Origin of the sequence: Sporomusa aerivorans, assembly GCF_041428895.1 — a bacterium.
Classification (GTDB): domain Bacteria; phylum Bacillota; class Negativicutes; order Sporomusales; family Sporomusaceae; genus Sporomusa; species Sporomusa aerivorans.
The window spans coordinates 5,739,542-5,762,182 of sequence record NZ_CP156926.1 but is presented as its reverse complement, the minus strand read 5'-3'; the positions used below and the strand labels follow the sequence as shown (position 1 = coordinate 5,762,182).

The following is a 22,641-nucleotide window of genomic DNA, read 5'->3' as shown; positions in this document are numbered from 1 at the left end:
AGTCTTTTTGTCTTTTTTGATAGATAGATGTTTCCTCGTTGAGCTGGCATTAATCTGCAAGGGGGGTGAAATATTGAAAAAAGTACAAACAGTAGCATGCGTGTCTATCGGTCAATCACCGCGAACCGATGTTACCAGTGATTTAAAAAAAGTATGGGGCAATACATTTAATATCCTAGATATAGGAGCCTTAGATGACCTGTCTCACGAGGAAATTACAAGCTTGGCCCCTGTTCCGGGCGAATCAGATTTAATTACAAAATTAAGAAATGGTCAGGCGGTTTACTTATCCCATCATCGGCTTATTCCTCATATAGAGCAGGCCCTCGAAAAATCTTGCAGCGGGGGCGCAGATTGGGCGATCGTCTTATGTACGGGTGATTTTTCCCATTTGAAAAGTTCGCTACCTTACCTTTTACCTAATCCAGTTTTAGCTCACAGCGTAGAGAGTATTTTAAAACCCGATGATAAGCTTACAGTAATTGTGCCTACGCAAGGTCAAGTGACTGAAGCCACTGCAAGATGGTCCGAGCGAGGTTTTGAAGTTTCTAAGGTTATTGTTGAAAGTCCCTTTGCCAATCATCAAGGTTTATTTAAAGCTTTAAAAAATGACCCAGCCTTACAAAAAACACAGGGACTGATTGCTGATTGCTTTGGTTTTGACATTGCATTTATGAATTCCGTAGCCGAGTTTTACGACAAACCGATTTTTATTTCAAGGAAACTCATATCGCATTTATTGTTGGCGATTCAGTAAATAAAAAAATATTATGAGATGGAGTGGATTAAAATGCAAAATGATACAGAAATTTATAATGTTCCTCTAGCAAAAATGTCTATTAAACCTATTCCGGGTCGCGTTGATACCAAAGGAATTGTCAGTGGGGTGCTTATTTCTCTGGCCATGATTGGTCTTATGCAATTTGGCGAAAGATTAGATACAATCTTGTTTGGTGGTTTATTTCCTGTTTCTGGCCGTGTTATCTCCATAACTCTCATTGGTTTAGGAGCCATGATGTATGGCTTGGTGCCAGGCCTTATTGTTGCTGAAATCAATCCGCTTATCTCAACAGCTACCGGTAGCAGCCCGATCGCTCCGTTCTTCTTTATTACCAATGGTTTGCAAGCGATTTCGGCAATACTAGCCAATAAAATTGTGAAAAATGTAGTCAGTCTGAAATATTGTTTTGCGCATAGTATTTTATCTACTGTTCTCATTACGGCTGCCTACATTCCTCTTCATATTTTTTACTTTAAGTTACCTTGGGTAAAGTTGCTTCCCATGTATGCGTTCCAGGGTGCAATTACATTAATAATTCCTCCGTTTTTAATTTATGGCTTATTAAAGACCGTTAGAAGTGCAGGCTTTTTTGAAGAGTAAGCATATTTTAGAGATGCGCTTGATTGAAAGGAGGAAACTATGTCTAGTTATGTTTTAACAACAAGCAATAATCGGGGACCGGCTCTTGCGGAGAAGCATCCTGTGACAATTGCGGCCTGTTGCTTTTCCTTAATTTTCGCAGCCTTTGCTACGGTAGATATAACAGCCTATTTAGTAATGTTAGGAATGTTAGCAGTGGCAGTAGTTGCCGGAAAAATTCCAGCGGGAAATATCGTAAGAATTATTGGTATCGTTATTCCTTTATGTTTTTGCATTACCTCGATTCAAGCCTTAACGCAAGGCGGACCTGCTATCGCCAGTTTTACTTTTGGTAACTATACAATTCATTTATCGCAATCAGGCGTAATCTTAGGTCTAGCAATTACGCTCAGAGTAGTTATTTTGGCGATTACGATGACGATATTTTTTGCACTTGTTAACCCGATGCGACTTACCCGCGCGCTATATGATTTAGGCATGCCGTTTAAATATGCCTATGCATTTACGTTAGCACTTCGTTTTTTACCGCTTATTATTAATGAAATCAGTACAATCAATAATGCGCAAAAATGCCGTGGCTATGATATTGACCGGTGCAACTTTCTCGTAAAAACTTTTAAAATAATCCCTCTTATGACACCCTTGATTATTATGTGTTTAAGGCGTGCTGCATCCATAGCCCTGGCGATGGATTTAAAAGCTTTTGGCAGTATTACGAACAGGACTTTTTTTCTGGAGTTAAAACCTGCAACTGCAGGCGAGAAAGTCGTTGCAGGTTTAAGTATGATTGCATCAGTTACTTTTATTGTTGCTTCAAATATTTTATAAAACATAAAAGGAGGGACGGAGATGGACGCAATAAGAGTAGAAAACCTGGCATTCAAATATAGCAGAAATGCTGAGCCGGCATTGAAAAATATTAATTTAAGTATAAAAAAAGGTGAATGTATCGCTATCCTTGGTGACAGTAAAACAACTTTATGTATGGCCTTGTGCGGCGTTATCCCGCATTTACTTCCCGGACATATGGAAGGAAAAGTTTTCGTCGATGGCCAGGACACTGCGGCGATGAGTGTAAAGGATATTGCGACTAAAGTAGGTGTTGTCCTGCAAGACCCTGAGAATCAATCCTTTAACCTTAATGTTGAAAGTGACGTTGTATTTGCTATGGAGAACATCGGCGTCCCTCCTGCTGAAATGGAAGAAAGATTACGGGATGCACTCGAAACTGTAAGAATGACTCCATACCGTTATAAAGCATCGCATCAGTTATCCGGCGGACAAAAACAACGGGTTGCCATTGCTTCTGTGCTGGCGATGAAACCGGATATTCTTATTCTTGACGAGCCAACACGGGAGCTTGATCCTATGGGACGGGAGGAAATATTTGAAGTCCTACTAAGACTAAAGCAATCAGGTATTACTACTATTATTGTAGAAAACGATCCTCCTCGCCTCGCGCAAATTGCCGATCGTATGGTTTTAATACGAGACAGCGAAATTAAGTGTGAGGAAACTCCCAGAAAATTTTTTAAGCAATTATACGGTGATTCCAGAATTAAACTTCCTCAGGTTTCACAATCGTTCTTGGATACTTTTGATATGTTAGGTCTTAATGAAAATACGGTTCTTCCCATGAGTGTTGAGGAAGGGGTTGAGATATATGGAAAAGTCATTACCAATTGTGAAAGTCGATAATTTAAAATTCGGATATGTAAAAAATGGAATACTCGCCTTAAAGGGTATTTCTTTGGAAATAAACCAGGGTGATTTCATTGCCATACTCGGGCAAAACGGATCAGGTAAAAGTACTTTGGTGAGACATTTTAATGGGTTATTGCAGCCTACCGGTGGCTCCGTTATGGTGAAAGGAATGGATACAAGAACAACACCGGTATCAAAATTGGCTGCCTCTGTCGGGTACGTTTTTCAGAATCCTGACCACCAGATATTCTGCGCGTCGGTATGGGAAGAGATCACTTTTGGGCCCAAAAACTTAAAACTGCCGAAAGATGTGATTGAAGCAAATGCCAAAGAGGCGTTAAAAATCATGGAGTTAGAGGGTAAGGAAAATAGGCACCCGCACAGCCTAAGCCGGGGAGAACGTCAAAGACTTGCTATTGCCACTGTTCTGGCTATTAAACCTGATGTCATTATTCTTGATGAACCGACAGGCGGCCAGGATAAGGCACGGACGGAAAAACTCATGAAATTATTGCAGGAGCTTAACGCTAAAGGGCATACAATCATTGTGATTACCCATGATATTGAGCTGGCAGCGGAGTATGCACAACGGATTGTTGTTATTTTTGACGGGGGACTTTTGCTGGATGGAGATCCTCACGCGGTATTTTTAGAAAAAGAAAAGCTACGGCAAACATTCTTAACAGTTCCGGATATTTTTGCTTTTACCCATACGATTGGCATTAAAGTGCCTGCGTTGTCACCTGCCCAATTTGTAGAGGATTTTAGAAAATTGAAAATGGCCTAGGCGCGTTGGCTGAGAAATAGGTGAATGTATGAATGGAAATTGATATTAATTTAGTAAAAGAGCGAATTGAAAAACTAGATACAATGGGCAAGACACCAAGCAGTGGTACCAGCCGGTTATCCTATTCAGAGGCTTGGCGGCAAGGCCAAGCCTTTGTTACACTTCTCATGAAAGAAGCAGGCATGACTGTAGAACGTGATCCTATGGGAAATTTAATCGGCACTTATCCTGGAACAAATTCCAACCTGCCTTATCTTATGGTTGGTTCGCATTTAGATACAGTTCCGGAAGGCGGTAGTTTAGATGGCGCCTTAGGGGTTATCGCCGCTGTCGAATGTATACGTACTTGGCAGGTAAGCGGCTTTCGGCCCGTGCGAGCGGTGAAAGTTATCGGAACAGTGGAAGAAGAAGGAAATGTTTTTGGGTTAGGGTGTTTGGGATCAAGGTATCTGGCCGGTGAATTGACCCTGGAAAAACTAGCATCATTGACCGATAAACAAGGTAAAAAATTAATTGAACATCTTAAAGACAATGGCTTAGAGAGTGAATTACTTGAGAGTGGCATTATTAAATCAACTGATCTATTTGCTTTTTTGGAGTTGCACGTTGAACAGGGCTACGAGCTAGACTTGGCCGGAGAGCCTTGTGCAATCGTTACTGACATTGTAGGCATCGACCGCCATTGGATTACAATACATGGCCATGCAAATCATGCAGGTACTACGCGGATGGATAGAAGGCGTGACGCATTGGTGGCTGCTGCAATGGTAGTTCAAGAAATCTACAATGCTGCGTACAAGTCTCAAGGTAGTTTTGTGGCAACCGTTGGTTCGTTAAAAATTACACCAGGTGCTACCAATGTAATTCCGGGGAAGGTAGAGTTTACGATAGAAACTAGAGCTGCCCAGAATGATATATTACATGGGGTGCATGAAGTTATAGTAAAACTTTTGCAGAAGGTAGAAGGAAAATATGGTGTGACTACGATCGTAACTGACCGAAAATTTGCTCCGGCTGTAAGCCTAAGCGGTAAGATTATAGACACGCTGTGTAATGCGGCTAACGATGTTAATATGGTTGTAAGAAAAATGCCAAGTTGGGCAGGACATGATGCAAAAATTATGGCTTCGATTACTCAGTGCGGCATGTTATTTGTTACCAGTGTAAATGGTATTAGTCATTCGCCGGAGGAAGCTACACGCTGGGATGATGTAGAAAAAGGAATAAATATTCTTAATCAAGCGATGAAATCGCTAGCATTGAAGCAAAATAGCTAAAAACGGTAGAGATTAGGTCCTTTTGGGCGTAGCGCGCTAGCAATATAAGATTAAGGAAAACATCCCTCAAGAGGAGGCCGGGAATGCAGAGAAAAGTTGGTATTTTGACTATGGGACAATTGAAAAATAGATTTCGTTGAAGCCGTATTGAGTCAAAACGAGTGAATTGTGAATTAGTATTAATGTAATAAATAAATCTGACTAACTAAAATAGCAAATTTTTAATGAAAAGCAACCATAACTTACCCTCTGTGGTAAGCTATGGTTGCTTTTTACGCCAATATTCTTTGATCGAAAATGGTTAGGAGGGAGATTTCTTCCCGATTCTAAATGGTACCGTCAAGATAGTTTCGCAAATTCGTTTGCAATCCATATTAAATAAAATCAGTCAGCACTAAAACCCGACTCAAGGTCGGTAGTTTCTAAGTGTTTCATATTCATATACTTTTTACTGCCCCACTGGGTTCCGGCAACGTGACGAAGGCGGGCGCAGACTAACATGAGGGCAGATTGGCCGTCAGGAAACGTGCCGACTACTCTTGTCCGGCGCTTAATTTCTCGGTTCAAGCGTTCAATCACATTGTTCGTACGAATTCTTGTCCAATGCTCATAAGGAAAGTCTGTGTAAGTGAGCGTTTCATCAATGCTGTTTTCTATCTTAGTGGCAGCTTCTTTGAGCTTCATTTCTCTCAGGGATTGAGCGACCTGTTTGGCCTTTTCTTTGGCAGCAGATTTGCTTTCCTGGGCATGAATTGCTTTAAGCATTTTAGCTACTAGTTTGACTTTGGATCGAGGTACTACTGAAAAGACATTCCGATAGAAATGGACGGTGCAACGCTGATATTTGGCTTCAGGAAACACGTCGTATACCGACTCCAACATCCCTAGGCATTTGTCTCCTATAACCAGATTTACACCAGTTAGGCCACGGTTTTTTAGCCATTTGAAGAACTCTGTCCAACTGGCTTTATCCTCTTTCATACCTTCGGCAGCGCCCAGAACCTCACGATAACCCTCTTCATTGACTGCGATTGCCACAAGTACACTCACATGCTCATATTCACCGCCCCAATTGCGGCGCAGATAAATTCCATCCACATAGATATAGGGATATTTCTGGCCCTGTAAGGGGCGGTTTCTCCACTCTTCTATATGGACATAGGCTTTCTTATTTAACTCGCTGATAGTCGACGGAGATACCTTGGTTCCCCACAAAGCTTCTGTAATATCCTCCACTCGCCGGACGGATACGCCGGCCAGGTACATTTCAATTAGCGCTTCCTCTACGGAGCTTTCCCGGCGGCGATACCGTTCAATGATTGCGGTTTCGAAAGGAATCCCTTTGAGTTTAGGGACTTTGAGAGTCACATTTCCTGATGTGGTTGTCAGACTTCTATCGTAGTGACCGGAACGATAGCCTTGCCGAGATTCGGTACGCTCGTATTTGGCAGCCTGCGTCAGGTCACTAGCCTCCTGATCCAACAGATTATTTAGCGTTTCCTCCACGCTGCTACGTACCAGTTCTTTCAATTCTCCCTTGATGATTTCCTCATTCAACTGTATAATTTCCTTGGACATGTTTGCAGTCTCCTTTCGGTAAATGGTGGTGTGGTGACTTCATTTTACCTTTTGGACTGCAAACTTGTCCTCTTTTTTCTTTTAATTCAATTTGCGAAACTTATTGTACATTATCTCTAAATAGGTGATGGTACTATTGCCGGTATATCGGTGAGCGGCAGTTAGCGTGTTATAATATAAAGAACAAAGTAGTATGGAATCCTAAAGTAACTTTTGGAGAGATTGCTTATGGAAACTGAATATAAGCATTTGCTTATGTGGTATAGTTTAATCGTTGCAATTGTGGGGGATTTTGCAGTTCCCTATATTTTGGCCCGCTTTTACCGTGGTTACAGTCATAAAACCATGCTTATGAGCTCATTGGGAAATCGTAATAGTCCGGTAAAGACATATTACAATGCATGGCTTATCGTTTTGGGTGTGCTGTTGACGATGGCGGCATTTACCCTATATTCGAGGTATGTAACAGTTTCAAAGCCGCTGAGCATTTTTGTCGCCATTCTTGTCTTGATATTTGCACTTGGCGCGGGGCTGATAGCCGGAATGTTTAGCGTAAGTGAAAGCAAAGAGGACAAAACTATTGCTTCTCAAATACACGGTATTGGTTCAGCTTCAGGCTTTACTGCACTTCTCTTTGCACCTTTGTTTATAGCGCTGCTTTCATTCAAAGACAGTGATATCATAGCAGGAATCGTTTGCAGCCTATCCTTTATAGCCGCGTTTCTATTCTTTATGTTTTTTATAATGGCTGAAAAAACTGTATTTGAAAATACGATGATTGCAAGGGAAGGACTATGGCAGAGATTGACATTGCTGTTCATATATGTGCCATTTGGGTATATTGCTGTACAAAATCTGATTAAATAGTCGCTTTGAATGAGGTGGCTGGAGAATTTTCTGTCACTCGGGTTGATTTGGTTTAGGTATTATCATGACTGAGAGATTTTGCATTGTGAGGAGAGAATTATTGACTGCAATTCGGCGGAAGTCCCGCACCGCCATGCAGTGAATTGCATCATTGCCAGGAAAATAAAAGCTTAGAATTGGAATTTGTAATATTGGGTAGGTGGAATGGGAATTTGCGTGACCAGGATAGGGCTGAAAAACAAAATGTAATTAAAGACTTTAACAGTTGGGATCGTAGATATTTACAGACCAAGCAGTTATGGACCCGGAGACCGGATTCAAAATTAATGCAGTATTTTGACTTGGTGAAGATGGGCGAGGTTTTGGATTTAGGCATTGGTGAGGGAAGAAACTCGCTTCCGTTTGCTATGAGTGGTTTTTCAATAGATGGAGTAGATATTTCCGCACCGGCTATAAATAGCTGTAAAGAGAGCTTTGACTCTATGAACCTACCTGTTAATTTGACCATCGGTGATTTGAGGCAATTTCCCGTCAAAAGAAATAAATATACTCTGATCATTGCGGCAAATGTTTTAAACTTTTTTTCTGGTTCAGATATAAAAGCATTACTCGAACCGATTAAATCTGGTATACAGGAAGGCGGCAGTATCTACTTAAGTGTATTTTCAACGCTAGACCCCTAATTTTGAATTTATGAAAGAAAGCAGAGCAGAAATTGATAAAAATACCTTTTACGATGCTGAGAAAAAACTATATATCCACTTTTTTACTAAAGAAGAGTTATTAAGCTGTTTTCATGAATTTGAACTGATTTGTTGTTGTGAGGGGATCGAATATGATAATGAAGAAAATAATCCTCATTATCACGGTGTAATCGAATTTTTCGTTAGGAAAAAATAGAAGGGATGCCCTGGAAAAACGTACAGCTATTAAATCTAAAGCAGGCGGCGAAACTATAGAGTTTGCCGCCTGCTTTGCTGTGGATGCATCCTGGCGCAATATCCCGAGGGTATGGAATTTAAAGGGAATACCGGCAATTATGCGGAAATATATAGCATACAAAATACAGTAATATAGGGAGCAGGTGTCGAATGAGAATTCAATTTTGGGTAAAGTTGATATTTGCAGTAGGCGTAATGGCATTGGTGTTTCTATCAGGACCAATACAACAAACAGTGTTGGCCGCACCTCAGGAAGCCCTGGCGCAAACAGCGGCTGACGACTCGGATGAGGTAAGGCAAAAAGCAGCAGTCGGGGTGAAAGAGCCGGGCTCTATCCTGGCCGAAGTGAAAGTAGGGGGCAAATGGGGCTATATCGATAAAACAGGGGAATTTGTCATACCTGCTGTATTTAGTGAGACCAAGGGGTTTCAGGATGGAGTAGTTGCAGTAAAGAAGGACGGCAAGTGGGGCTACTACAACAAGGGCGGAAAGGTCGTCATTCCGGTGGAATATAACACCGTGAGCCCGTTTGCCGAAGGGATCGCGGCGGTGGAGCATAACGGTAAGTGGGGCTTCATAGACAAGGCAGGCAAGATCATTCTCCCGATTGAGCAGGAAAAGGTGGGAGATTTCAAGGGAGGACTGGCGCCAGTCCGCAAGGATAAAAAATGGAGCTTCTATGACCTGAACGGGAATATGGTCATTCCGCCCCAGTTCTCGGAAGTGTATGGTTTTACCGAAGGTTTGGCGGCTGTCAAAAAAGATGGCAAATGGGGATTTGTCGACAAGACGGGGAAACTTGAGATACCCTGCCGTTTTGATGAAGTCGCGGATTTTGACCAAGGACTTGCCCCTGTGCGGGTCAAGAATAACTGGGGATATGTCGATACAACCGGAAACCTCATAATTCCGGCCAAGTTTGACGCAGTGAACCGATATTTCAAAGAAGGTTTGGCTCCGGTCGTGCTTGACAGAAAGTACTGCTACATTGACCAGAAGGGCAATGTCGTGTTCAAGGCGCCTTACGATCAAGCCGGCGACTTTAAGGACGGCTTGGCAGAGATCCGGGTCATCAAAAGCGGCTTCTCCTTTGGCGGCTTTTTGGGAACAGCGATCGGCGTTGCGGCCGGAACCGGGTCTTCTGGACAAAGCCTGACGAGGCAGAAGGAAAAGCGTGGCTATATCGATAAGACAGGAAATATGGTGATCTCGACTAAGAATGATTATGTGGGCTTATTTTCTGAAGGACTGGCTGTCGTACATGCTCCCGGCGACAAGTGGGGGGCTGTGGATAGGGGGGGGGTGTTTGTAATTCCGGCACAGTATGACTGGATGACGCCCTTCAAGAATGGCTTCGCGGTAGTCCAAACTGGCGAAAAGTGGCGGATTATCAATAAGAGCGGCAAGCTCCTGTCAACAATGGCTCTTGACGATGCTTCGCTGTTCAGCGAAGGACTCGCTGCCGTGAAATTCGGGGAGCGATGGGGTTTTGTGGATACGGAAGGCAAGATGGCAATTCCCTGGAAATATGAAGCTGTGAGCCTGCCGGATAAAAATCAGAGCGAGTTCGTAGATCGAGTCGCTTTCTCGAATGGACTGGCCAAAGTGAAGCTGAACGGCCGCTGGGGGATGATTGACACATCAGGCAGGACAGTGATTCCTCACATCTGCAACGAAGATTCGGACCTCTGGGGCGGCGCAGAAGAAATGGTAACCGTCAAGGTCGATGGGAAATGGGGCTATATGGACTGGAGCGGCAAGATGATCATTGCGCCTCGGTTCCAGGAAGCACGTACATTTACTAAGATCTAGACTCGATGGTTGAGATCGTAAAGTTTGATTGACGAACGCAGGTAGATGAAACGAGGTCAGTGGACAAAAATCCACTGACCTCGTTTGGTTTAGGGCGTCAAAGATTAAAGCGCGGCGAAAGGGGGGGGATCAGCTAGGCGGACAGAGACGATTTACGATATAATATTCGCTGCTGAACGATTTGAAAAAGATTACTGACCACCCAATACAAGCCTAAACCGGCAGGAAAATGTATTGCCATATACCCAATAACACAGGGCATAGCAAATGACATCAATTGATTTTGCGCATTGGTCTCAGTCATTGTTTGCTGCGAAGAAATATAGGTGGTGATTGCTGCAAGAACAGGAAGAATATACAAAGGATCTCTCCCTGCTAAAGTTTTTATCCATAGGAAACCTGGATGGCTGACATAACTAAAATTTCTTAGCGCATAAAACATACTGGCTAAGAAAGGCATCTGAATCATCATCGGCAGACAACCCGCCAAGGGATTTACACCCGAGGTTTTATATAAATTTGCTATTTCTTCCTGTTGCTTCGTTTTGTTGTCCTTATGCTTTTCTTGCAGCTCCTTAAGTTTAGGACCCAGTTCACGCATGGCTTTCATTGATTCTACCTGCTTGACCGTCAGGGGGTAAAGCAACATCCTAATAATTACTGTCAGCAGAATAATGGCTGTCCCGTAGCTTGGGAACCCCATAATGCTTGTAAGGTTATAAAAAAAGGTCAATGCCGCTTGCATGAAGTCACTAAAATAATCAAACAACAATTCTCACACTCCTTCGACGAATTTGCGAATACCGGTCGTAGTTTAAAACTCCAACATAAAGTTTATCTATCATCTCTCCAACGTCATTGTTCGACAAATAATTCACCTTTCCTTTCGCCTCAGAATTCAAATATATAAAAAATACTGCGTGCATTCTCATAATGGACTGAGATATACCTTCCGTTATCTTTTTGAAAAGTTCAGAGCCGTATCGTTCAGATTGGACATAGTATTCTCAGGATATTCCATTATAACCCAAATGCTGAATTCCAATGATGTACATTACTGGGCTGCTCAATTATACGTACTCTTGCCAATACAACAATAGAACCTCAGTCTGACCAAGGTACTACAGTTAATATTGCCTGCATTTTAACTTTTCAAAACACCAATTTAGCATTTCTTGCGTGAATCATTTATAATAAATCCCAATCAGGAATATCAGCCCAAAGTTCCAGCCTGCTTACCAGTGAGCTGCGCCCGCCATGCGCTCAGGGCAGTCCGGGACCCGTCCTGAGTGGAACGCCAGTAATTATATTGAGAAACTTACCGCTATTGAGGCGGGAAGCCAGCTAGATTGGGCTTAGACGGTTATACTTAGAGAATACAAATATATAGCAGGACTTAGCCACCTCCCAATAGAAAATAACATAATTTATCCTGTGACTAACCTGCTCTAAGACTCCCCCTTCTGTAAGCGGGAGTAAGAGCGGATAAGTCCCGGGATAAGGGCAACTAACCTTCAGGTGGGGTTAAAACCCCACCTGAAGCTAAGTTTACTTTATTGAACAGCAGTTATGATTATTTTTATTTTCCAGTGATAGAGTGAGCAGTGAGTAATGCTATAAAGGGGCTTTACTGATATCCTGTCTGGAAGAAAATCTTATTGGATTGCACAGTAGGAAAGGAGTAAACGTAAATTGAAAATCCGTTTGGGCGTAATTGGCGATGAAGCTTGCATAAACATCGTTGAAGAAATCAGCAATGAATATCCGGAATTCTCAATTCGTTATTTTACTTTTAATACCATGGAAGATACCGTTTCTATTATACAAGCGTATGAGGATGAAACCGACATGTGGCTGCTGTTGGAACCGTACGCTTATTTATACGCAAAAGAGTGGGGAGGGTCCAGAAAGCAGCTTTTTCATATTCCGTATCGTGGCGCCAGTCTTTTTAAGACATTATGTGAAATATTTTACAACGCAAATCTTGCTATTCAAGATATCAGTTTTGATACGGTTCCCTATAGTGATATAAAACGTGGTTTGGCAGAGATGAATATCCAATATGGAGATACCATTTTTGTTAATGATTTTTTTGTGCAGACGCCGGTAAATGAAATATTTCAGTATCATTATGATTTGTGGAAAAACGGTAAGATAAAGGCGGCCGTTACCTGTATAGGCAAGGTTAAAGATATGCTGATGGGGGCAGGCGTGCCGGTTTACCGGGTTTTGCCGGTGCGGCTTAGCATTCGGAGCATGTTCTATAATATGTTTCGTGAATTTAATTTACAAATCGTCCAAGATGCGCAAATTGCAGTTCAAGTATTTGAGTTTTGCATTTTGAATGATGACGAAAAGGTGTACTCTACTGATGAAATATATAATGAAGAAATTAAACTGACGCAAAAACTTATTGCTTACGCGAGGAAGGTACGCGGTTCTTTAAAAGCAGTCGGCCAAGGAAAATTTTTTGTGTTTACAACTCGCGGTTCTTTAAAATCCATAACTGACGATTTTAGGACAATTCCCAGCATAGAAGAATTTGAAGCGAGTGAACATAAATTGATTGCATGCGGTATTGGTATAGGTTTGTCGGCCTATGAAGCGGAGTTTAATGCGACAACTGCTTTACGGGATGCCAAACGATACGGCAAGGGCGCTTGGATGATTGTTTTTGATGATAAAACGGTCACGGGGCCGCTTGGAAAAAAGGAACAGCTAACCTATTCGCATTTTTCGGATGCGCTTCAGAATATCAGTTGTCAAACATCAATCAGCGTTGCTACCTTAAGTAAAATCATTGGAATAATGGAGCAAAAAAAGACCGACAGGCTTAGTGCTCAGGATTTAGCACAATATATGCATATTTTACCGCGCAGCGCGCGAAGGATTATCGCCAGGCTGGAGAATTGCGGAATTGCCATAGAAGTGGGGGAGGAGAATCCAAATCCGCGCGGTCGGCCTAGAAAGCTATATTGCATGAAATTGGGACAGGCTTAAAATGCCTGTCCCAATTTTATGCCGGCGCATTATAAGCTTGAAATATTTACAGGTGTATATGTGAATGATATAATAATTACAGTCATGACCGTAAATGAACCCTAAATAGTCCGTGGATGAGCATCGATGTACTGAATACGTTTTTGTTGGGGAAACATTTGAGTTTTGCGACGCTAGTGTATGAAAGAAAAGGAGTGTGATTATGCAAATAGCAGCAGGTGTTTTAATTATTTGCGTGATGCTGTACATGTTGGTTAAACGTTATGAAACAAGAATGGTATTATTTGGGGCCGGTCTTTTATTGGCGTGCGTTGCCGGCAATCCGGCGGGAGCTTTGGCTGAGTTTTCAAAATCAATGAAGCAAAGTAACATATTTGAAGTTATTATAGCTAGTATGGGGTTTGCTGCGGTCATCAAATCCACAGAGTGTGATAAGCACTTAATTGCCGTATTTATAAAGATATTAAAAAAGATGGGACCGTTTTTGATTGTTGGCGTTTCATTAGCAACAACGATTGTGAACATCTCTATTCCTAGTGCTGCAGGAACGTCTGCGGCAGTTGGCGTTATTTTTATTCCACTGCTGATTTCGGCGGGGGTTCCTGCGCCAATTGCAGCGGCTTCCATTCTGGCAGGTTTATACGGCGGCAATCTAAATCCCGGTCATGTACATCCAACGATTGTTGCGGAATTGGCTAAAAGTACGTCTATGACTTTTGTGTCCACGGTTGCAGTACCGCTCATTGCTTCTGTTGTCGCAAGCTCCAGTGTGCTGATGTTAACTTCGATGTGGATAAAGAGACAACAAAAACAAAACGCAAGCACCGAGAAACTGTACGAAAATGAACCAGGCAATCTTGAAAATTTCAAATTAAACTACTTATATGCCATAATGCCGCTTTTTCCGCTAATTATTCTCTTTATCGGCAATACGCAAATGCTTCCGGCGCTTAAAATGGAAGTGTCGCATGCAATGATTATCGGCGGAATTATTACACTCTTGATTACTCGTTCGAATCCGCAGAATGTCACCAAAGTCTTTTTTAAAGGTATGGGGGATTCGTTCGGTGAGATTTTTGGTTTAATTGTTACAGCCAATATATTCGTTGCAGGCCTGCAGGCACTCGGCTTAATTAAATTTTTGATTAATTATATGACTACTTCGCCGGCGATTGCCAAAGCGGCAGCTATCCTGGGACCGCTTGGCATGGCTATTATTTCTGGTTCAGGAGAGGCGGCGTCGATCGCATTTAACAAAGCCGTTAGTGTGCATGCGTCACAATTTGGCATGGATGTAATGCATATGGGGTCATTAGCCGTATTGTCAGGTGGAATCGGACGATCCATGTCGCCTGTTGCCGGTTGCGTTATTATTTGTGCAGGTATTGCAAAGGTTAATCCGCTTGATGTTATAAAATATAATTCACTGGCTATGATAGCTGCGCTTTGTGTTGCAATGGCATTACTCATGCTTTAAGAAGGTAAGCTGGGCTCGACAAGGGAAGGCGGTACAGAAATGAAAGATTCAGTAATTGTAAAAGAGTTTCTTGAACTTGTTAAAATTGATGTGCAATCACGGAATGAAAGAGGGATTGCCGATGTTTTAAAAGACAAATTAACTGCACTTGGCCTTGAGGTTAGCGAAGATGACACGGCGACAAAGGTTGGCGGTAATGCGGGAAATATTATCGCACGCTTAAAAGGGGAGCCGGGTATTCCGGCCGTGCTGCTTTCGGCGCATATGGACCGCGTAATGAACGCTGGCAATATTACTCCGGTCGTTCATGCGGATACAGGTATTATTACGAGCGATGGAAACTCGATTTTGGCAGCTGACAATATTGCCGGTGTGTGCGCCATTCTGGAAGGAATACGCAAAATCAAAGCAAATAATACGCCGCACGGTGATATCGAAATAGTCTTTTCAGTGTGTGAAGAGATCGGAGTTGTGGGTACAAAGCATCTTGATTTCAAACAATTGCAAGCAAGAATTGCCTATGTCTTTGACGCGCCAGGCAGAATTGGGCGTATTATTACGCAGGCGCCGACAAAATGCAAGATTAAGGTTGGCGTACAGGGGCGGAGTGCGCATGCCGGCAATGAGCCGGAAAAGGGCTTGAACGCTATTCGGGTTGCAGCGGTTGCGCTGAGTCGTCTGAAAGAAGGGCGCATCAGTCTGAATACAACTGCAAACTTTGGGTCTTTTCATGCTGGAAACAGTACGAACGTTGTTTGCGATTACGCCGAGATTCTGGGAGAAGCCCGCAGCACTAATGACTACGAAATTGAACAGTATTTGCAAGATGTGAAACAAATCTTTGCAGCCGTAGCAGACGAATATCAGACTGAGATAGAAGTGAGTATGCAAATACTTTACCGTGCCTTTTCGATAAATGAGACGGAGGCTATTGCTCAGATTGCCGCCAGGGCAATGAGGAATGTCGGCATCGAAGCCAATTTTACGTCTGGCGGCGGCGGTATGGACGGCAATCATTTCAATGCCAATGGCATTCAGGCAATTGGCGTAGCATTGGGGTATTCTAAAAATCATACGCCGGCTGAACAGGTTGTCATTGCCGATATGGTGAAATGTGGAGAGTTGATTCAGGAATTAGTGAAAGAGGTATATAGGTCTGTTAACAGCTAAGACGCTCAGACCGGAAATATAGTTGGAGGCGATAAAGAATGTCAATTTCTGTTGTTGCAACTGGAGATTCTTTACTGACGCAACGGTTGCCGCGAAACGATGAAAGTTGCTTGAACCTCAAAGCTCTGTTGGAAGAAGCGGATGTCAGGTTTACAAATTTCGAATTGCAAATTCATGACTTTGAAGTATCTCCTGCTGCTGTCAGCGGCGGAACTTGGGTTGTGGCCCGTCCGGCAGTTATCCAGGATTTGAAATGGCTTGGCTTTAACATGTATGCTTGCGCTACCAACCACGCGCTGGACTGGGGACAAGAGGGGTTATTAACCACCATGAGGCACTTGGATCATGCAGAATGTATTTATGCCGGTGTCGGCAATAACATGGCGGAAGCAAGCCAGCCCCAATACCTGGACACGCGGGAGGGGCGGGTTGCGCTGATTAGTGTATGCTCTACAGGCAAAGACTGGCATATTGCCGGTGAGCAGCGCCCGGATGTTAAAGGCCGTCCGGGAATCAACATGTTGCGATTTAATGCGATACATTATCTGCCAAAAAAAGATATCGAGACCCTGAAAACAATCGTAAATAAAACAGATGTCAACGCCCGGCGCTTGCAATTGGAAAGAGAAGGATTCGCGAAACCGGAAGAAGGTTTCGCCATTGGTGATATTCGTTTTGAAGTCGGCGATAAAGGGTCGGTTACTACGTATAATAAAAAAGATGCCGAGCGCATTGTAAAAGCGATTAACGAGGCGAAACGTCAGGCTGATGTCGTGCTTGTAAGTCACCATGTCCATGAATTTAAAGGGGCATCAAAGGATATATCCGCTGACTTTACACGTGATTTCGCCAGATTATGTATTGACAGCGGCGCTCATGCTTATCTTGGGCACGGACCGCACATCTTGAGGGGCTTTGAAGTTTATAAAAATCATCCGATATTCTATAGCTTAGGCGACTTTATTATTCAGAATGATTCGGTTGAAAGGCAGCCGGCCGATTTTTATGATATTTACGGTTTGGGTGCGGATAATACGCCTTCGGACGGGTTTGATGCACGCAGCGGTTACGGGACGAAAGGGTTGGCAGTGAACCGCAAGGTTTTTGAATCGGTTATCGTTGCCTTTAAAGTGGAAGCCGGAGTAGTTGATTGTTTGGAAATTATTCCGATTACACTCGGTTTTGAGAAAAAGCGAGCAAGAAAGGGCAGGCCGGAATTAGCTACTGCCGAAGACGGTGAGCGTATTTTAAAAGACTTAGCCCAACTTTCGACAGAATATGGAACGAAAATAGAAATTAAAGACGGGCGTGGCTATATACGCTTGCAAAGCTCTTTGTAGTGAATTTTAGTTAGGAAAAAGTAGAAGCTTGCCCCAAGAATAAAAAAGTTAGAAACCATAGAAAGTACGTACTTCCTAAATAATGGGATTAAATACTAAAATTAACTAATTCTTTACATAGTGTTGCTTGTTTTTAAGTAAAATCTACCGTAATATAAAAAATAAGCCTATTCCGGGTATGAATCACCTAGCTGAATACTAATGGGGTGGAGAAAAAGAAAACCTCACGCTGTACATTGTGTTAAATGTGCAGTCGTGTAGGTTTTTTTATCTTTGCTGCCTAAATCTTAAGACAGGGGGTGCCATTGGCAATTATTAGGGCATTTTCGGACAGAAGTAACTAACTCAGGAAAAAAAGGAGACGGATGACAAATGTTTAGGAAAATGATCAATTTTTCGGCTGTTTGTAAATCGATAGTACTTGTTTGTCTCGGAGTGATGCTGCTTGTACCGCTTGCGGCTTCTGCCGCCCCGCCTAAGGCTAACGTTACTAAAGGTGTGAATACTCCGTTTCGGGCTTTGACCGCTGTCCCCAGTTCGGATCTTGTCACCATTACCTGGGAAAATGGACTTGGATCAGTCATTATTGACAAATGGATGCTTAAATCCGACGGAGTTACGCCGGCAGACTGGCTGGGCCGGAAATATGAAAACAAAACCATGCAGGAAGTAATTAATATCGTTTATTGCGATCTGTATGCCACTTCTGCGGACAATGCAAAATCCCGCATGGAAAGCTTCTTCAAAAAAGCGGGGTTTAACTCCCAATGGGGCCACAGCACCGGCTACAAGGGTTATATTTCAGGGACTACGTTTGACCAAATACCAGCCGGGAACGGCTCAACAGGCAACGCTTATTCCGATACGCTGACAGCGCTCACTACTAATAATCACGGGCGTGTGTTTGGCCCGTATTATACCGGCAAAATGTATGTTTTCATTGCTGCCTTTAGCAGAGAAAACATGATAACCCACAGCTTTAATTCTTTTAATGTGGCGCGGGACGCTCTCGCCACCAACCTTACTAAAAAAGCAGGCTTTGCTGCGGGAAATTCATTATTTCTGTACAATCAGATAGCAAGCACTGATGCCAGTAAAACCACAGGTGATCATGACGGATATGCTCAGCATGTGTGGGCCCCGAAATAATTGATGCCAATATCCGGCCACTAAACGACAGGTGCCCCCTCTTGGTACTAATGAGATATGGTTAACGTACAGTTGACAAGCAAGAGGGGGCTAAGTTTACTTTATCTGCCTTCAGGGGTTTGCTTATAGTTCCATAGCTCGCTTTTGGAAAGAGAAACAGCATCCGCTTGGTTTTTAAAGGCCTCTGCAATTTGGCTTTCCTGGCTGATAAGCCCGCCCAGAATGATAGGAATGTTGACATGTTCCTTATACCTTTTCACGATGGAAGGCGCAATAGCCGGCATGATTTCGATGGCATCCGGTCTGTTTTCGGCAATGGCCTCCAGCGATTTTTTAAAGGAGGTTGTATCGATCAAAAATATTCTTTGTATTATGGTTAGGCCTTCCTTCTTGGCTGATCTGGCAACTATGTTCTTGGTGGTAACTATGCCGAATGGATTGACATATTTTTTTAAGAAGCGAAGAGATTCCTTATCATCGCTTAAACCTTTCAACAGATCAAAATGTATGAAAATAGGTTTGCGCCGGCAGTTTTCTTTATATTCCCGGGAAAGCAGCAAATTGATATTGGCATTCAAAAAAATTATCGAGACTGCGTCGGATTGCAGGGCATGATTCAAGTTAGTGCTGTCGCAGGCAGCAAGCACGGTTTTATTAAAAATATGTGCATTCAAAAAGGATACCTCCAGCTAAGCTTTCTTTTTCCTCATTATACCTGAAGTATTTGACTGAAATCCGCAAAGCGAAACATTGTTTACAAGAATTTACCATAAATTAATCTTAAATTAACAGACGAAATGAGCGCGATAAGATAAACTATAAATAAGCTGTTATTGCGCAAATAGAATACAAATAAGTTATACACTTATAAGGTGGAGCAAAGAGAAAACCTTATGACAGAAACAGGAATCATTGGCTAAAAATGATTTGATTGTTTTTGTTATAATGTTGTCTATTTGCTTTTTTTAATAGAAAAATTGATAAGAGGAGAGTTCTGCTGATGAAAAAGAACAAAGTACTGGTTATGCTCACGAGTGTAGTAGTAATGCTTGCGGTGCTCATTGGCGGGTGCGGCGGGAACAAGCAAGCTGCCGGCCCGCAGGGAGGGCCAACCGAACTTACCTTCTATTATCCTATCTCTGTTGGCGGTCCCCTTACCAAGGTAATAGACCAGATGGCGGCGGATTTTAGCAAAGAGAATCCGGACATCAAAGTAACTCCTGTTTATACAGGAAGCTATGCGGAAACCAGAACTAAGATTCAGACCGCACTTCGCGGCAATAAGCCGCCGGAAATGGCGATCATGTTTTCCACCGACTTATTTTCACTGCTGGATATGGACGCCATTGTCGATATTGACAGTTTCATTAAGACCGATAGCGACAAAGCGTATCTGGCAGATTTTTATCCCGGTTTTATGACCAATTCACAAACAGGCGGAAAAACCTGGGGTATTCCATTCCAACGCAGTACCATCATTCTGTACTACAATAAAGATGCTTTCAAGGAGGCCGGACTTGATCCTGAGAAACCGCCGGCCACGTGGGACGAGATGGTCGGCGCTGCGAAGGCGCTTACCAAAGAGGGCCGCTGGGGGCTTGAAATTCCGTCAACCGGCTATGCCTACTGGATGCTGCAGACCTTTGTGCTGCAGCAGAACGGCAATACCAACTTAATGAACTCGGCCGGCAATGAAGTGTATTTCAATTCTCCGGCAGCAGTACAAGGCCTTAAGTACTGGCTTGATCTTTCCCAAAAACACAAAGTAATGCCGGCGAATACGATTGAGTGGGCCACTGTGCCAACCGATTTTCTTGAAGGCAAAACGGCCATGATGTACCATACGACAGGTAACCTTACCAATGTCAAGAAGAATGCAAAATTCAATCTTGGTACGGCTATGCTGCCTGCTAAGGATCATAGAGGCACGCCGACAGGCGGGGGAAACTTCTATATCTTTAAAAATACCTCACCGGAAAAGCAGCAGGCTGCCTGGAAGTTTATCAAATGGATGACGGAACCGGAGCGTGTTGCCCAGTGGAGTATTGAGACCGGTTATGTGGCGACAAGGAAGCAGGCCTATGAAACGGAAACCATGAAGAAGTATGTAAAGGAATTCCCCGATGCGCTTGTGGCGCGTGACCAGCTGGAGTTTGCCGCCGCTGAGCTTTCAACCCATGAAAATGGCCGCGTGACCAAGATCATGGAGGATTGCGTTCAAACCATTCTTACAGCCAGGAAAACAATCGACCAGGCGGTGAACGACGCGCAAAAAGAAGCGGAAGAAGTGCTCAAACCGTTCAAAAAATAATTGTTTAGGCAGTGTTGAGGGATATGTATGAAAAATATTACTGTTGCTAATAGCTGTGAGAAGCACTCCCTGCCAGGGGTGCTTCCCCATTCTTTCATTTCTAAGCGGAAAGTAGATCTTCATGCCTGGCTGCTTATTTTTCCGTCTTTCATCTTCCTGGTGCTTTTTACCTTATATCCTATCTGCTCCACGTTTATTGACAGTCTCTATGCCAGCAGTCTTTCCAGTAAAATACCGCATTTTATCGGCACAGGGAATTATCAGCACCTGCTAGAGGATCAGGTTTTCCGGCAGGCAGTGAAAAACAATCTGATTATTGCGTTTGTCACGGTACCTGTGAGCATTGCTGTAGGGCTTTCCATGGCGCTGTTTGCAAACTCGAAAATCAAAGGTAAAAGTGTTGTCCGTGCCGGCTATTTTTATCCGACTCTATTGCCGCTGATTGCCGTTGCTAATATCTGGATGTTTATTTATACGCCCGATTATGGGCTGTTAAGCTATGTTGAGCATGTATTGGGTTTACAGAGTACGAATTGGCTGGGAGATCCGGCAACGGTGCTGCCTGCTGTTATCGCCGTTCTTATCTGGAAAGAATCAGGCTACTTCATGATCTTTTTCCTTTCAGGATTGCAGAACATACCACAGGATATGTATGAGGCCGCCCGTATGGATGGTGCGGGCGACTGGCAAATCTTCCGCAACATAACCTGGCCGCTGCTCATGCCAACCACTCTTTTTGTCGCCATCATTGCCCTGACCAATGCCTTTAAGACAGTGGACCATTTGTACATTATGACCAAGGGCGGGCCTGACAATGCGAGCACCATGATCCTGTATTACCTTTATCAGGTCGGCTTTGAGTTTTGGGACATTGGTTTGGCCTCGGCCATAACAACTGTGCTGGTGGTAGTGCTGCTGGCAATCACCTGCATTAAATTCTTTACTATTGACAAAAGAACGCATTACAGTTAGGAGGAATAGCTAGTGAAAGCTAATATCCAAGGTCTTTTATATAAGGCGGTCATGATCGTTTTGCTAGCGGTTAATGTTATTCCTCTGCTTTGGGTTTTGCGGACGGCGTTTATCTCCAAACAATATGCCATGGATTTATTCAAGCTGGCGCCGGTTACGCTGGACAATTTTCGCAATGTATTCGCAGCGGCGCCGTTTGCCACGTATTATTTGAATACGTTTATCGTCATAACCGGTGTTTTGTGTGTGCAGTTTGTTTTTATAACGCTTGCCGCTTATGCTTTTGCCCGGATGGAGTTTTCCGGGAAAAACACAATCTTTGTTTTGTTCTTAATCCAGATTCTAATAACTCCTGATGTGCTGCTCCTGCCTAATTACAGTTTTCTTTCCTGGCTTAACCTGGTTGACACGCATATAGGCTTAATGCTGCCTTATTTTATATCCGCTTTTGGCATTTTTCTAATGCGGCAAACCTTTAAACAAGTCCCGATTGAACTGGAAGAAGCCGCGAAGATTGAGGGAATGCGAACCTGGGATATTATCTGGAAAATTTATGTGCCGCTCAGCAAGCCTGCTTATATCGCTTTCGCCATTGTGTCAATCAGTTATCAGTGGAATAACTTTTTATGGCCGCTGGTGGTAACAAACTCGGTTGATAACCGGACATTAAGCCTGGGACTGGCAATTTTTGCCCAATCGTATGAAACCGGCGCGCAATGGGGAGAAGTCTGTGCGGCAACAGTTGCTGTCATTGCCCCGTTGCTTTTGATATTTTTATTGTTTGAAAGAAATATCACCGAAAGCTTTGCCCGCTCGGGCATTAAATAAATTAATCCTCTGAAATTGAATTACCAATCTGGCTTATCCCGTTATTT

The 22,641-nt window shown here is 43.2% G+C and carries 20 protein-coding genes; 17 read left to right on the top strand and 3 right to left on the bottom strand.

Annotation, left to right across the window (positions count from 1 at the left end; all coding sequences use genetic code 11):
* The first annotated feature begins 73 nt into the window (after positions 1-73).
* The 6 genes from SATMO3_RS27425 to SATMO3_RS27400 are packed head-to-tail and all read left to right on the top strand — an operon-like array spanning position 74 to position 5,149.
* Positions 74-757, top strand: a complete 684-nt coding sequence (locus SATMO3_RS27425) for an AroM family protein (protein ID WP_371373829.1) — start codon at positions 74-76, stop codon at positions 755-757.
* 33 nt (positions 758-790) lie between these two features.
* Complete coding sequence (locus SATMO3_RS27420; protein ID WP_371373826.1) at positions 791-1,381, top strand: hypothetical protein; 591 nt, start codon at positions 791-793, stop codon at positions 1,379-1,381.
* 39 nt (positions 1,382-1,420) lie between these two features.
* On the top strand, positions 1,421-2,209 hold the full coding sequence (locus SATMO3_RS27415) for an energy-coupling factor transporter transmembrane protein EcfT (RefSeq protein ID WP_371373823.1): 789 nt from the start codon (positions 1,421-1,423) through the stop codon (positions 2,207-2,209).
* A gap of 21 nt (positions 2,210-2,230) precedes the next feature.
* Entirely contained in the window at positions 2,231-3,079 is an 849-nt protein-coding gene (locus SATMO3_RS27410; protein ID WP_371373821.1) for an energy-coupling factor ABC transporter ATP-binding protein, read from the top strand.
* Entirely contained in the window at positions 3,045-3,872 is an 828-nt protein-coding gene (locus tag SATMO3_RS27405) for an energy-coupling factor ABC transporter ATP-binding protein (protein WP_371373820.1), read from the top strand. Before SATMO3_RS27410 ends, SATMO3_RS27405 begins: the two co-directional genes overlap by 35 nt.
* A 32-nt stretch (positions 3,873-3,904) precedes the next feature.
* Positions 3,905-5,149: a Zn-dependent hydrolase gene (locus tag SATMO3_RS27400; RefSeq protein WP_371373818.1), complete on the top strand. Its 1,245-nt coding sequence runs from the start codon at positions 3,905-3,907 to the stop codon at positions 5,147-5,149.
* 384 nt (positions 5,150-5,533) lie between these two features.
* Here the strand turns inward: SATMO3_RS27400 and SATMO3_RS27395 are convergent, their stop codons facing one another.
* On the bottom strand, positions 5,534-6,727 hold the full coding sequence (locus tag SATMO3_RS27395; RefSeq protein ID WP_371373815.1) for an IS256 family transposase: 1,194 nt from the start codon (positions 6,725-6,727) through the stop codon (positions 5,534-5,536).
* 228 nt (positions 6,728-6,955) lie between these two features.
* Between SATMO3_RS27395 and SATMO3_RS27390 the strand changes: the two genes are divergently transcribed.
* From SATMO3_RS27390 to SATMO3_RS27380, 3 genes are all read left to right on the top strand, one after another.
* Positions 6,956-7,594 carry a DUF998 domain-containing protein gene (locus tag SATMO3_RS27390; protein ID WP_371373813.1) on the top strand — a complete coding sequence of 213 codons (639 nt, stop codon included), beginning with the start codon at positions 6,956-6,958 and terminating at the stop codon, positions 7,592-7,594.
* A gap of 212 nt (positions 7,595-7,806) precedes the next feature.
* Entirely contained in the window at positions 7,807-8,277 is a 471-nt protein-coding gene (locus tag SATMO3_RS27385) for a class I SAM-dependent methyltransferase (protein ID WP_371373811.1), read from the top strand.
* A gap of 408 nt (positions 8,278-8,685) precedes the next feature.
* Positions 8,686-10,347 (top strand): WG repeat-containing protein, encoded by a 1,662-nt coding sequence (locus SATMO3_RS27380; protein ID WP_371373808.1) that lies wholly within the window; start codon positions 8,686-8,688, stop codon positions 10,345-10,347.
* A gap of 133 nt (positions 10,348-10,480) precedes the next feature.
* Here the strand turns inward: SATMO3_RS27380 and SATMO3_RS27375 are convergent, their stop codons facing one another.
* Positions 10,481-11,092, bottom strand: coding sequence for a YidC/Oxa1 family membrane protein insertase (locus SATMO3_RS27375; protein ID WP_371381810.1), 612 nt, complete (start codon positions 11,090-11,092; stop codon positions 10,481-10,483).
* Positions 11,093-12,039: 947 nt separating this feature from the next.
* Here SATMO3_RS27375 and SATMO3_RS27370 point away from each other — a divergent pair.
* The 5 genes from SATMO3_RS27370 (at position 12,040) to SATMO3_RS27350 (ending at position 18,483) form a co-directional block, all read left to right on the top strand.
* Entirely contained in the window at positions 12,040-13,347 is a 1,308-nt protein-coding gene (locus SATMO3_RS27370; protein ID WP_371373805.1) for a hypothetical protein, read from the top strand.
* Between the two features lie 202 nt (positions 13,348-13,549).
* Positions 13,550-14,824 (top strand): C4-dicarboxylate transporter DcuC, encoded by a 1,275-nt coding sequence (gene dcuC, locus SATMO3_RS27365; protein WP_371373803.1) that lies wholly within the window; start codon positions 13,550-13,552, stop codon positions 14,822-14,824.
* 39 nt (positions 14,825-14,863) lie between these two features.
* Complete coding sequence (locus tag SATMO3_RS27360; RefSeq protein ID WP_371373800.1) at positions 14,864-15,994, top strand: M20/M25/M40 family metallo-hydrolase; 1,131 nt, start codon at positions 14,864-14,866, stop codon at positions 15,992-15,994.
* 38 nt (positions 15,995-16,032) lie between these two features.
* A complete protein-coding gene (locus SATMO3_RS27355) occupies positions 16,033-17,334 on the top strand; it encodes a CapA family protein (protein WP_371373797.1) in 1,302 nt (433 codons plus the stop codon).
* A gap of 372 nt (positions 17,335-17,706) precedes the next feature.
* The gene (locus SATMO3_RS27350; protein ID WP_371373794.1) at positions 17,707-18,483 is read left to right on the top strand and encodes a hypothetical protein; all 777 of its coding nucleotides are present in this window, start codon (positions 17,707-17,709) and stop codon (positions 18,481-18,483) included.
* 101 nt (positions 18,484-18,584) lie between these two features.
* On the opposite strand, the gene SATMO3_RS27345 is transcribed toward SATMO3_RS27350, so the two are convergent.
* Positions 18,585-19,157, bottom strand: a complete 573-nt coding sequence (locus SATMO3_RS27345) for a glycerol-3-phosphate responsive antiterminator (protein ID WP_371373791.1) — start codon at positions 19,155-19,157, stop codon at positions 18,585-18,587.
* A 326-nt stretch (positions 19,158-19,483) separates the two neighbouring features.
* On the opposite strand from SATMO3_RS27345, the gene SATMO3_RS27340 reads away from it, so the two are divergent.
* From SATMO3_RS27340 to SATMO3_RS27330, 3 genes are read left to right on the top strand one after another with little or no spacing between them, the layout of a single operon-like run.
* The gene (locus tag SATMO3_RS27340; protein ID WP_371373789.1) at positions 19,484-20,794 is read left to right on the top strand and encodes an ABC transporter substrate-binding protein; all 1,311 of its coding nucleotides are present in this window, start codon (positions 19,484-19,486) and stop codon (positions 20,792-20,794) included.
* Between the two features lie 27 nt (positions 20,795-20,821).
* Complete coding sequence (locus SATMO3_RS27335) at positions 20,822-21,766, top strand: carbohydrate ABC transporter permease (RefSeq protein ID WP_371373786.1); 945 nt, start codon at positions 20,822-20,824, stop codon at positions 21,764-21,766.
* A 12-nt stretch (positions 21,767-21,778) separates the two neighbouring features.
* Positions 21,779-22,594, top strand: coding sequence for a carbohydrate ABC transporter permease (locus SATMO3_RS27330; protein ID WP_371373783.1), 816 nt, complete (start codon positions 21,779-21,781; stop codon positions 22,592-22,594).
* The last annotated feature ends 47 nt before the right edge of the window (positions 22,595-22,641 follow it).

Coding starts and splice junctions, on each gene's coding strand:
- SATMO3_RS27410 (WP_371373821.1), top strand. CDS start 2,231: ATGGACGCAATAAGAGTAGAAAACCTGGCATTCAAATATAGCAGAAAT.
- SATMO3_RS27375 (WP_371381810.1), bottom strand. CDS start 11,092: ATGCAAGCGGCATTGACCTTTTTTTATAACCTTACAAGCATTATGGGG.
- SATMO3_RS27340 (WP_371373789.1), top strand. CDS start 19,484: ATGAAAAAGAACAAAGTACTGGTTATGCTCACGAGTGTAGTAGTAATG.
- SATMO3_RS27380 (WP_371373808.1), top strand. CDS start 8,686: ATGAGAATTCAATTTTGGGTAAAGTTGATATTTGCAGTAGGCGTAATG.
- dcuC (WP_371373803.1), top strand. CDS start 13,550: ATGCAAATAGCAGCAGGTGTTTTAATTATTTGCGTGATGCTGTACATG.
- SATMO3_RS27405 (WP_371373820.1), top strand. CDS start 3,045: ATGGAAAAGTCATTACCAATTGTGAAAGTCGATAATTTAAAATTCGGA.
- SATMO3_RS27420 (WP_371373826.1), top strand. CDS start 791: ATGCAAAATGATACAGAAATTTATAATGTTCCTCTAGCAAAAATGTCT.
- SATMO3_RS27395 (WP_371373815.1), bottom strand. CDS start 6,727: ATGTCCAAGGAAATTATACAGTTGAATGAGGAAATCATCAAGGGAGAA.
- SATMO3_RS27400 (WP_371373818.1), top strand. CDS start 3,905: ATGGAAATTGATATTAATTTAGTAAAAGAGCGAATTGAAAAACTAGAT.
- SATMO3_RS27350 (WP_371373794.1), top strand. CDS start 17,707: ATGTTTAGGAAAATGATCAATTTTTCGGCTGTTTGTAAATCGATAGTA.
- SATMO3_RS27335 (WP_371373786.1), top strand. CDS start 20,822: ATGAAAAATATTACTGTTGCTAATAGCTGTGAGAAGCACTCCCTGCCA.
- SATMO3_RS27355 (WP_371373797.1), top strand. CDS start 16,033: ATGTCAATTTCTGTTGTTGCAACTGGAGATTCTTTACTGACGCAACGG.
- SATMO3_RS27415 (WP_371373823.1), top strand. CDS start 1,421: ATGTCTAGTTATGTTTTAACAACAAGCAATAATCGGGGACCGGCTCTT.
- SATMO3_RS27390 (WP_371373813.1), top strand. CDS start 6,956: ATGGAAACTGAATATAAGCATTTGCTTATGTGGTATAGTTTAATCGTT.
- SATMO3_RS27360 (WP_371373800.1), top strand. CDS start 14,864: ATGAAAGATTCAGTAATTGTAAAAGAGTTTCTTGAACTTGTTAAAATT.